The sequence below is a fragment of the Paraprevotella clara YIT 11840 genome (assembly GCF_000233955.1).
GTDB lineage: Bacteria > Bacteroidota > Bacteroidia > Bacteroidales > Bacteroidaceae > Paraprevotella > Paraprevotella clara.
Map to the genome: position 1 here is coordinate 25,741 of NZ_JH376583.1, position 10,940 is coordinate 36,680.

Consider the following 10,940-nt stretch of genomic DNA (forward strand, 5'->3'; position numbering starts at 1 on the left):
TCAGATAAGGTTTTTTTGTATCTACAGCAGCTTTATCTTGTATTTTTTACTATTAAATAATGATGAATATGAAATATAATACTTTATTGTTTCCGCGTAAAGCGAACCAAACGAACTTTTCCCTTTTCCTGTTGTCCATGCGTCTGCTGTTCGGCTCGTTACTGATGACTCACGGCTATGCCAAACTGATGGGTTTTGCCGCTATGTCTGCTTCTTTCCCCGACCCATTCGGAATCGGGAGCCGTTACTCTCTGATGCTGGCCATTTTCGGTGAACTGTTTTGTTCAGTAGCCTTTGTGTTCGGTTTCTTGTATCGTTTGAGCATGATTCCGATGATAGTAACGATGGCTGTGGCTTTTTTCTTTGCCCATGGTGGAAGTATAACGGGAGGTGAATTGGCTTTTGTCTATCTGGTAGTGTTCATTCTGATGTATATGGCCGGACCGGGTAAATACTCGGTAGACCATTGGATGACGAACAGCGGAAAAAGGAGGCGATAACTTAACTTTCAAATATAGTATATATATGTTGATGACGACTACGGCCCTTGTGGAGGGCAGACATATTACGAAATATCATGGTGTGGTGACGGGCGAGGCAATCATCGGTGCGAACGTGGTGCGCGACCTTTTTGCCGGATTGCGGGATTTCTTCGGCGGCCGTTCTGGTTCGTATGAAGAGGTTTTGCGCAAGGCCAAAGACACAGCTTTGCAAGAGATGGGAGAGGAAGCGGCCCGGCTGGGTGCCAACGCGGTCATTGGAATCGATTTGGATTATGAAACGGTAGGGGCAAGCGGCAGTATGCTGATGGTGACATGCAGCGGTACGGCGGTCAGCATGGAATGAGATTCGTTGTTTTGGATTTTATTATAGAAGACCTCTCCCGTTCTTGCAGATGGGAGAGGTCTTCTGTATGTATAAGGTCATGACGGTTTGATAGTGCTTACAGCTTTCTTATTTTTATTCCGGCCAGATGGCATTTGCCTTTCAGGGTTTCGAAAAGCACATCGATTTTGTTTTCCTTGTTCTGAATGATATAACGTCGGCGGAAAGCCTGGCGGTAATGTCCGCCGTCGGCAGGTGAAAAGTCGGTTTCCACCCGACGACCGCAGATGGTGATGTTGAACCGGCTGTCGGCTATGGCCTGTCCGTCGTCTCCCCGTCCTAACAAGTTGGCCAATTGCGGCCGTGAACGGCTCACGTCTGCCATGAGCAGTTCCACCTCGTATGTGCCGGACGGTGCGTCGATTTGATAGGCACGTAGGTTTTCGCGCCATGTTTGGTACAAAGGTCCGTCTGTGGTATTCTCTATTTCGGAAGTCGTACTGCGTGCCTTTCCTTCTATGTATCCCCAACTGCCTTTGGAGTATGGTTGGTCTGGCAGCCATGTAAGTCCGCTGACATCCGAAGTAAAGGCACAGTCGCTTCCTACATTGATGGCCAGTTCATCTCCCTTTGCCAAGTCGGGCATCGCATCCAGGCGCAGGACCATGACATCCTCCACCATCTGTCCGTTTTTGTCTCCCTGTGCTTTGAGGGTAGATGTCCCGTAGGGCAATGTCACGTTGAAGACCGTATGGCAGTTGGCGGGACGCTGCTTTCCGATGGATTTTCCGTTAATGATGAGTTCCACTTCGTCCAGGTTCGTATAGATTTTGACGGGATGCTTTTCGTTTTTGTCTCCTGTCCGTACGGGCCAGTCCCGGCTGGCAATGTGCAATACGGGCGTGTCCTTACGCCACATGGCTTTAAAATAGTAAGACACGTCTTTGGGTGTACGGTCGTTGTAGAACAGTCCCTTGTTGTTTACCCTCGGCATGGATTCTTGTCGGGCAGCCACATTGAAGTCTATGAAATTCCAATAAGTGCATCCGCTGATATATTCTGTACCTTCGATGAAAGGCAAGTAGTGTTCTACGTATGTTTGTTGGTATTCTATGCTGAAGTCGAAGGCTTTCGGGTGCTTGGAATGAAGGCGGCGGTCGGAACCTGCTCCCCATTCGCTAATGATGGTGGGGCGTTTCGGGTAACGCGCGTGTTGGTCTTCCATCCATCGGTTAAAGTCGTTTAACTGTCCTACATACCAACCGTGGTAAAGGTTCCATCCGGATACGTCCACGAGGTCCAGGCCGATTTCATTATATAAGTTCGTCATGTTGAAAGCCATGACACTGGCCCGGTATGGGTCTTCTTGTTTTAATGTCTTTTCGAGTCTTTGTGCCAGTTTTACCGTACGTTCCCTACAAGCAGGCCATTCCGGACGGTCGGGACCGGGAGCCGTGAGCAGGATTTCGTTCATGTAACCCCATGCGATGATACTGGGATGATTGTAATGCTGACGAATCATTTCGGTCAGATTGGTTTCACAGTTGTCGTCATATCCCGGTGTGTCGGGTACGATATTGATGATAGGGATTTCCTCCCAGGCCAGCAATCCCATTTCGTCACAAGCCTCCACTAACGCATCATCCTGCGGATAGTGGGCGATGCGAATGAAGTTACACCCCATTTCTTTGATGAGCCGTATGTCTCTCCGGTGTGCTTCATCGTCCAGTGCCACGCCTACCGGTGCTTGGTCTTGGTGGCGGTTGACTCCGCGTAATTTATAAGGTTTTCCGTTCAGGCTGAATCCTTTTTCACCATCGAAACTGAACCAGCGGAATCCTGTCTTATGCGTACTTCTGTCCAGTTCCATGCCCGTCTTGGGGTTGCGAAGTGTGGTGACGATTTCGTATAATCGCGGACTTTCCGGACTCCATAATTGGGGTTGCCCGATGGCGGAGGTTTTACGTACCGTTTGGGTTTCGCCGGCTTTGACGGAAAGTAGTTGTTTCAGGGTTTGCTGCAATTTGCCCTGCGGGTCATAGATTTGATGGATTACTTCGAGGGTAGCCTTTTCTGTGGCATCGTTCGTGATTTCGCTACGTATTTCTATCGTAGCTTCCTTCTCATCTACATGCGGGGTACTGATGAAGATACCATCGGAACCATGATTCAAAAGATTGAAATGTTGTTCGGAGGTAGTGATAAGCCATACATCACGGTATATGCCACCCCAGAATGTGAAGTCGGCCGATATGGGAGTAATATCTTTCCGGCTGTTGTCTACCGTGATTTCTATCGTGTTGTTCTTCTGGATATAGGGGGTGATATCGAATGTAAAAGCACTGTACCCGCCTGCATGGCTGCCGATCTTTTGTCCGTTCAGCGTAAGGTCTGCCGCTTTGCTGGCTGCATCTATTTTTAGAAAACAACGCTTGCCTTGCGGAACGTCCGGTAAGACGAACGATTTCCGGTAAAATGCTTTCCCCATATAATAGTTCCTTTGCGAATAGGCATCCAGGTTATACGTATGGGGAACATTTACGGGTTGCCAGTTTTCTGTGGAAGCTTTTCTGAAAAACCAACCGTCGTTGATGGTTTTCATGTCGCGTTGTGCTTGGGCGCAAAGAAGCCCGATGAAGGGAAGAAGGGCGGATAACTTGGTCTTAAGTCGTGTCATGATTTTCATTGGTTTGAATTGATGTAGGTAATGTTAAGTGCAAAGGTAAAAGAAAAAAGGATATATTCGCGTTAATTTTGTTATTTTTTGCCTCAATTCTACACTGATGTTGGGAATGAAACAGGCTAACTTTGCCATAAACTAATTTAATGTGGAAAGAACCATGAGAAAGCTTTTGATGTTCCTGAGTGTTTGTTGTTGTTTTGTTATGACGGGGATGGCTGCTCCCGTGGTATTGGATGTGCCTGTGCCGGACGGGGATGCGACACCGGTGTTGCGAAGAGCCATAGAACAAGCTTCTTCTTATAAAGGACGGGCGGTATTGATTCGGTTGCAACAAGGAGATTACCATATTTATCGTACCTCTTCTTCTCCTTACCTATATTATATATCCAATACGGCTTCGGCGGAAGAGAATCCTGACCCGACAAAACATATAGGGATATGGCTCAAGGACATGAAGAATATTACGGTAGATGGAGGAGGCGCCCGTTTCGTAACCCATGGCGAAATGACTCCTTTCGTGATTGACGGATGCGAGAATGTCACCATGAAGAATTTCTCATTGGTGGCTGCCGACCCGTCCGTACCTGAAATGACCGTGGTTTCAACCGATGCAAATTCCATCACAGCCCGGGTTACTGCCGGCTCGGATTATGAGATAGAGGACGGGGCGTTTTATTGGAAAGGCGAGGGATGGCGTTTCGGCGGAGGTATCGCTCAGGTGTTCTATCCGCAAACCAACGTGACCAACCGTTGCGAATCCCCATTGACCGGCGTGACGAAAGCCATAGAACTGGACGAGGGATTGGTGCGTTTTAATTATGGCTGTACGCCCGGATTCAAAACGGGAGAGGTTTACCAAATGCGTCATTCCTTTCGGACTGAAGCATGCGGTTTTATACATCAGAGCAAAGACGTGAAGCTCGAAAATATCAAATTTCATTTCTTGGGTAACTTCGGGATTGTAGGGCAGTATTCCGAGAACCTGACTTATGAGAAGTTATATTGTGCGCCGGAATGGGGCTCGGGGCGTACTTGTGCCGGGTTTGCCGATTTTGTCCAGATGTCCGGGTGCAAAGGGAAAATACGTATTCTTGATTCTTATTTTGAAGGGGCGCACGATGACCCGATCAATATACACGGCACGCACCTGAAAGTCATGGAATATGTTTCGGACAAGCAGGTGAAGGTGCGTTTCATGCACGGGCAGTCATACGGTTTTGAGGCTTTTTATAAAGGGGATGAGGTGGAGTTCGTGGATGCCCATTCTTTGCGTTGCTTGCAACCGGCACGCGTGAAGGCTGTAGAACGGATAGACGATTATGAAATCCTGCTGACGCTGGACCGGGCTGTGAACGGCAATGTGAAGACGGCGGAGAATGTGTCGGTGGAGAATGTGACATGGACACCCGAAGTGGAAATACGAAATAATTATTTCTCTCGTATTCCTACCCGGGGGATTCTGGTGACGACACGCCGGAAGGTCGTGATAGAAGATAACGTATTCTATCGCATCCCGATGAGTGGGGTACTGGTTTCCGACGATGCGCGGGGGTGGTATGAATCCGGTCCTGTACGCGATGTCACGATACGCCGCAACTTGTTTATGGAATGCGGTTCGCCCGTCATTGCCGTGATGCCGGAAAATGACCGTTACGAAGGTGCCGTCCATCGCAATGTCCGTATAGAGGCCAATCGTTTTGTGATTCGCCAGGGGGGCGAGGCGGTATCTGCCCGGGCTACGGATGGCCTGATCATCCGGGATAATTATATCTCAGTGGCTGGAGACGGTTCCGTATCTCCGGATGCATTCTTCCGTACGGAGGATTGCAAGGACGTGACGATAAGCGGAAACCGTTGCGGACGTTCGCTGCGTTAATTGAAGATATAAATGTAGGCGTTCAGGTAAGTTGCCCATAACAGCCACAGGACATAGGGGATGAAACAGGCGGCCGCAAGCTTGTCCTTTTTGAATGTGATAAAGATATAGTCCAGTACCACCACATCGAGTATCAGGATGATGCCCATGCCCCATAAGGGTTCCCGCAAAAAGAAGAAGGCGATGCTCCAGCAGAAGTTCAGGGCCAACTGTATCCACCATTCACGTTGGGATACTTTCAGGCCTTTGCCCCAGATTCGTCCTAAGGAGATTCCTATCAGGATGTAAAGGATGCCCCATACGATAGGGAACGCTCCATTGGGAGGGGTGAGTACGGGCTTGTTCAGGAAAGGATACCATTCCGTGATGGCTTCCCGCTGAAATAGCGAGGCGGAAAAACCTACTGACATGCAAAGGGCGATGGGCCATAAATATCGGGTCAAACGTTTCATAAGAATGATTTTGAATGTGAGTTTCTTGAAGGGTTTTATATAGAAGGGAGTTCTGCACCGGGAGTCAGGTCTTCTATGAAGTGGATGGGATATTTATCCCAGTATTTTCTATACACCCTGTCTTTTTCTTTGTCGAAGTTGAGTTGGTACATCCGAAAGGTTACCAAGAAGTTTTTGGGTTGCCATAATTCTTCGTATGAGTATTGGTATTTCATGCCGAGGGCCTGCATGACTTTGCCGCTTCGAGGATTGTTTACGTCATGGGTGGCCGTAATATAAGGGATTCCGGTTTGTTTCAGTTGCCCGATGACGGCTTGGCATGCTTCTGTGCAGAAACCTTTGTGCCAGAATTCTTTCTTCAGCCCGTATCCCAAGTCATGGCTGTCATTTCCGCTTACGTGTACGTAGCCTATCGGAGCAGGAGCTTCTTTCCGGCAAATGGCGTAGTATAGCAGGGTTTCTCCTGCATCTACTGCCGCATGCTTGTCCTTGATGTATGCTTTTGCTTCTTCCTGATTCTTAAGCGGAAACATCGGCAGGAAAGTGTTTACGTTTCTGTCGCTAAGTATGGCGAACAGGGCTTCCGCGTCTTGTTCCGTGAAAGGACGTAATATCAGTCGTTCTGTTTCTAAATGATTCATCGGGCGTGTCATTGGATGTTTTTACAAAAATAGTGATTTATGAGTAAAAAAGGGCAAAACCGGTTAATCTTTTTCAGAAGCAGCCCAATGTATAAGGTTATCAGAAGCTTGCTGAAAAAGAGAATCCCAATCGGTCGGATATGCATGGTCTATCAGAATATACCGATAACCGTATTTCCGGCATATCCTCAGATAATTTAAATTCTCTTCGATAAGGTATTCTTGGGTGTACCAGTCGTCGTTCATACGCTTCTCGATGGCATTGGCATGCTTTTTTATGTCTTGGAAATGATTTTCAATATATGAAGGAGACATGACTAAACCACAAAAACAGATTTGTTTCAGTTGGTCGCTGTCGAAGTCTTTTGTCCATTGGGAAGGAATATAGGCTCCCTCGATGATGAGGTTTTGTTGGTTTTCGAGAGCCGTTTTGATTATTTCCCTGAGAATAGGCCAAAGGTAACGGGTCAATACTGAGTCTTCCTCGGGAGACAGGGAGGTACAGCCGCTTCTGATAAGTCCCATTTTTAATAAGTCAATGGACAAATAAGGATATTTGTACTTTTCCAAAAGTCTTTGAGCCAGGAGTGTTTTGCCACAGTGGGTTGCGCCCGTAATCAAGATGACCATAAGCTGTCTGTATTAAGTGATGACTCGGTCGCCTCGTTCCCGTGCCAGGGTACGTTCTATGTCCTTCATCTCTTTATAATGCTTCATGATTTCCATATATTCTTCCTTGCGTGAAAGAATATCGGGTTGGCGCAATTTCAGGAGGATTTGTTTCAGTTCTTCGTCTACAATGGCCAGTTTGAAGTCGGAAATCAGGTGGGGGACCAATTCGGTCAACCTCTCTTCATCGCTGGCGATTTTCTGATGTTTGGAATGATATTTGCTCAGTTGATATTTGTCACCACTCAATTCAAAAGCCAACATGCTGATATGATTGTCCGGATGGTTCAAAAAATAGCGTTCTGACGAGAAGTCTTTCTCATGTATATGGTCGATGGCTTCTTGCAGGATACGCTTATGAAGGGCGTTGTGGAATAACAAACCGTCTTCTTGCAACGCATAGTCGATGAACTCGGCCACACTGACCGGGACTTCTTCTCCTTGTTCGTTTTCGGCGTAACATATAATTTTCTCTCCGTAACGAATGAGGACTTGTACTAACAACAGCTCTTTCCGGTAGAACAGCATGGCTTCGGCTCCCTTGCCGGGAATGTAGGAGAGGGTGGATACATTCTCTGTTATAGCCGGATTATTGCCGGACGAAGTATTGGGGACAGGAGTGTCTGTCGGCGTTCCGTCGTCCGGAATAGGGGGAATGCCTTCTTCAGAGGGTGGGAATGGGGCTGGGGGAGGAAGACTATCTTGATTTAAGGAAGAGAGTGCTTGTCCGGAGGATGGCAACTGTGCGTTTTTACGGTTTCGTTCATTTTCACGCTGTTTTTGCTTTTCCTCTTTAGCTTGGGCCATCTCTTTTGAAATGGCTGCTACCAACATTCGTTCTTCCATGTTCAGCATGGTTGCTGTTTCCCGGGTGTATACGGAACGTGTAATTTCATCCGGAATGACGGAAATGGTATGTACGATACTACTGATGAGACGGGAAAGTTTGATAGGATCCCCTTGTGCCTCATGCAGTAATAAGTCGGTTTTATATTTAATGAAATCTACCTGATGTTCGTTCAGATAAGCTTGATATTCGGTGGCGTTGTGCTTACGGGCAAAACTGTCCGGGTCGTCTCCGTCCGGAAGAAGTAGTAATTTGACGTTCATTCCCTCGGCCAATAGCATGTCGATGCCTCGTTCGGAAGCTTTGATGCCGGCGGCATCTCCGTCGTAAAGCACGGTGATGTTTTCCGTAAAACGATGAATCATACGGATTTGTTCGGTGGTGAGTGCCGTTCCGGAAGAAGAAACCACATTTTCCACCCCCATCTGATGCATGGAAATGACGTCGGTGTAGCCTTCCACTAAAAAGCAAAGGTCATGCTTGACGATAGCTTGTTTGGCCAAAAACAATCCATATAACTCTTTTTTCTTGGAATAAATGGCGGATTCCGGAGAGTTTTGGTATTTGACATTGACTCCTTTGGTGGCTGCGTCTAATACACGTCCTCCGAAAGCCACTACTTTCCCGCTCAACGTGTGTACCGGAAAAATGACACGCCCGAAAAAGCGGTCTTGTAATTGTCCGTTGTCACGTTTGTAACATAAGCCGGTAGAGAGCAGGAACTCTTCTTTGTAACCTTTGGCTTTCGCTTCGCGGGCACAAGCGTCTCTTTGCGAAGGACTGTATCCTAACTGGAATTTTTTTATGATATCGTCCCGGAAGCTTCGTGAACGAAAATAGGTCATTCCGATGGCTCGTCCGTCTACTGTGTTGTAGAGCTGGTCTTGAAAAAACTGGCATGCCCATTCGTTGACGACGAACATGCTTTCCCGTTCATCCTGGGCCTGCTTTTCCTCTTCTGTCAGTTCCCGTTCTTTGATTTCTATATTGTATTTACGAGCCAAATAACGTAGGGCATCGGGATAGGACAGTTGTTCGTGCTCCATGATGAAGTGTACGGCATTGCCGCCTTTTCCACATGCGAAACATTTGCAGAGGCCTTTGGATGGGGATACCACGAACGAAGGAGTACGGTCGTCGTGGAAAGGACATAAGCCTTTGTAGTTGACCCCCGCTTTTCGTAAAGTCACAAAATCCGATACGACATCCACAATCTGGGCCGCATCCATAATCCGGTCTACCGTAGCTCTGTCTATCATTCGATCATTCTCCTATGATGGTGGCTGTGAGTTTGCGTCTTCCGCCGTAGTCGCGGAACTCACAAAGATAGATTCCTTGCCATGTGCCCAAATTCAATTTGCCTTTGGATATGGGGATATTGAGGCTGACGCCTGTCAGGCTACATTTGGCATGGGCCGGCATGTCGTCGGCACCTTCGAGGACATGGTCGTAATAAGGCTCGTTTTCTTTGATGAGACGGTCATATATTTTGGTCATGTCGGTACGCACGTCCGGGTCGGCGTTCTCGTTGATGGAGAGCGCACAACTCGTGTGCTTGATAAACAGGTTCAGCAAACCGGTTTGAGGCAAAGACGGAAGCTGTTCCGAAATCTCCCGTGTGACGAGGTGGAAACCCCGCGGTCGTTCACGTAATATGATTTCTACTTGTTGAATCATTCCTGTTCTTATATATTAAGCCTGATGGATAGTCATTTGCGGGAATGGGAAATCAATACCCTGTCTGTTGAATTCGTCGTAAATGTTTTTGTTCATCTCGAAATATACATTCCAATAGTCACCGTTTGCCACCCATGCTCTTATTGTTACATTAACACTACTGGAATCGAGCGCATGTAAGGCAATGACGGGAGCAGGTTCTTTTAAGATACGATTATCTTTTTGGATGAGTTCGTTTACTACACTTTTCACCTTGTCGATGTCTTCTCCGTAATCAACCCCCACAATCCATTCTACGCGTCTTGTGTCCAAACGGCTATAATTTGTAATAACGCCACTACTCATGGCCCCGTTAGGGATGTAGACTACTTTGTTATCGGCCGTAGTGACTAAAGTATGCATGATTTGTATGGCCGTTACACTTCCCGAAACGTTTTGTGCTTCAATCCAGTCTCCTACCTTATAAGGTTTGAAGAAAAGAATGATAAGACCTCCGGCAAAATTTTGCAAGTTGCCAGAGAGTGCCATACCGATAGCTACGCCGGCAGATGCCAATAGTGCGGCAAATGAGGTTGTATTGATTCCTAATGCTCCAACAACAGAAACGATCAATAAAACATTGAGTAATATACTAACTAAACTTTTGAGAAAAGTTTGAATACTGATTTCTACTTTCCGACGTGATAACATATTGCCCATTACGCGTTGGATAAGTGAGATAAGAAAACGTCCTACAATGTAAACGATAATAGCAATCAAAATGTTTTTTCCGGCGGAAATACACATATCTATCAATTTCTCAATAATGAGGTCTGTATGTCCGGATGCAATAGCCGAAACAACTTCCTTGGTTACATTGGTAGTATCTTTTGCTGCTTGTAAGATTTGTATCATAGTTTGTGGATTTGTTGTATAATAACACATTGATTGTTGACTACAAAGGTACTATATTCGATATGAAATAAAAAATAATGAGAATGTTTTTTGTTCTTTATATATAAAATAAGGTGTAAAATGCTATTAGTGAATATTTTTTCGATTTTTATTCAAAAACGTTTGGTGTTTACGGTAAAAGGTTGTACCTTTGCACTCGCTTTCGGGAAGCAAGGCCTTGTGAGGCCGCGCGGAACGGGAGTATAACAATAGAAAGAGTTCATTGAAAGTCTTACATAAAGAGAGAAAGTAGTACAAGAGCTTGGATGGTTTTTGGGGAGGACGTTGTTCTTCTTAGAGGTTATCCAAGGGTAAAAAAGAAACGAACCGTCATGAT

Annotated in this window: 10 protein-coding genes; 3 read left to right on the plus strand and 7 right to left on the minus strand. The window is 46.5% G+C overall.

Features of this window, described 5'->3' with window-relative positions; translation table 11 throughout:
- Positions 1-59 precede the first annotated feature (59 nt).
- Both HMPREF9441_RS02730 and HMPREF9441_RS02735 read left to right on the plus strand, forming a co-directional pair.
- The gene (locus HMPREF9441_RS02730; protein WP_008617728.1) at positions 60-500 is read left to right on the plus strand and encodes a DoxX family protein; all 441 of its coding nucleotides are present in this window, start codon (positions 60-62) and stop codon (positions 498-500) included.
- Positions 501-525: 25 nt separating this feature from the next.
- Entirely contained in the window at positions 526-846 is a 321-nt protein-coding gene (locus tag HMPREF9441_RS02735; RefSeq protein ID WP_008617729.1) for a heavy metal-binding domain-containing protein, read from the plus strand.
- A gap of 97 nt (positions 847-943) precedes the next feature.
- On the opposite strand, the gene HMPREF9441_RS02740 is transcribed toward HMPREF9441_RS02735, so the two are convergent.
- On the minus strand, positions 944-3,511 hold the full coding sequence (locus HMPREF9441_RS02740; protein ID WP_008617730.1) for a glycoside hydrolase family 2 TIM barrel-domain containing protein: 2,568 nt from the start codon (positions 3,509-3,511) through the stop codon (positions 944-946).
- 154 nt (positions 3,512-3,665) lie between these two features.
- On the opposite strand from HMPREF9441_RS02740, the gene HMPREF9441_RS02745 reads away from it, so the two are divergent.
- Complete coding sequence (locus HMPREF9441_RS02745; protein WP_244949585.1) at positions 3,666-5,384, plus strand: right-handed parallel beta-helix repeat-containing protein; 1,719 nt, start codon at positions 3,666-3,668, stop codon at positions 5,382-5,384.
- Here the strand turns inward: HMPREF9441_RS02745 and HMPREF9441_RS02750 are convergent.
- The 6 genes from HMPREF9441_RS02750 to HMPREF9441_RS02775 all read right to left on the minus strand — a co-directional run bounded on the left by HMPREF9441_RS02750 (position 5,381) and on the right by HMPREF9441_RS02775 (position 10,564).
- Entirely contained in the window at positions 5,381-5,836 is a 456-nt protein-coding gene (locus HMPREF9441_RS02750) for a TspO/MBR family protein (protein WP_244949586.1), read from the minus strand. The two genes, HMPREF9441_RS02745 and HMPREF9441_RS02750, sit on opposite strands and share 4 nt — an antisense overlap.
- Positions 5,837-5,871: 35 nt before the next feature.
- Positions 5,872-6,477, minus strand: coding sequence for a GNAT family N-acetyltransferase (locus HMPREF9441_RS02755; protein ID WP_008617733.1), 606 nt, complete (start codon positions 6,475-6,477; stop codon positions 5,872-5,874).
- 63 nt (positions 6,478-6,540) lie between these two features.
- Positions 6,541-7,107 (minus strand): ATP-binding protein, encoded by a 567-nt coding sequence (locus HMPREF9441_RS02760; RefSeq protein WP_008617734.1) that lies wholly within the window; start codon positions 7,105-7,107, stop codon positions 6,541-6,543.
- A 12-nt stretch (positions 7,108-7,119) separates the two neighbouring features.
- The gene (gene dnaG, locus HMPREF9441_RS02765; RefSeq protein ID WP_008617735.1) at positions 7,120-9,252 is read right to left on the minus strand and encodes a DNA primase; all 2,133 of its coding nucleotides are present in this window, start codon (positions 9,250-9,252) and stop codon (positions 7,120-7,122) included.
- Between the two features lie 4 nt (positions 9,253-9,256).
- The gene (locus HMPREF9441_RS02770; protein ID WP_008617736.1) at positions 9,257-9,670 is read right to left on the minus strand and encodes a secondary thiamine-phosphate synthase enzyme YjbQ; all 414 of its coding nucleotides are present in this window, start codon (positions 9,668-9,670) and stop codon (positions 9,257-9,259) included.
- A gap of 15 nt (positions 9,671-9,685) precedes the next feature.
- Entirely contained in the window at positions 9,686-10,564 is an 879-nt protein-coding gene (locus tag HMPREF9441_RS02775; protein WP_008617737.1) for a mechanosensitive ion channel family protein, read from the minus strand.
- Positions 10,565-10,940 lie beyond the last annotated feature (376 nt).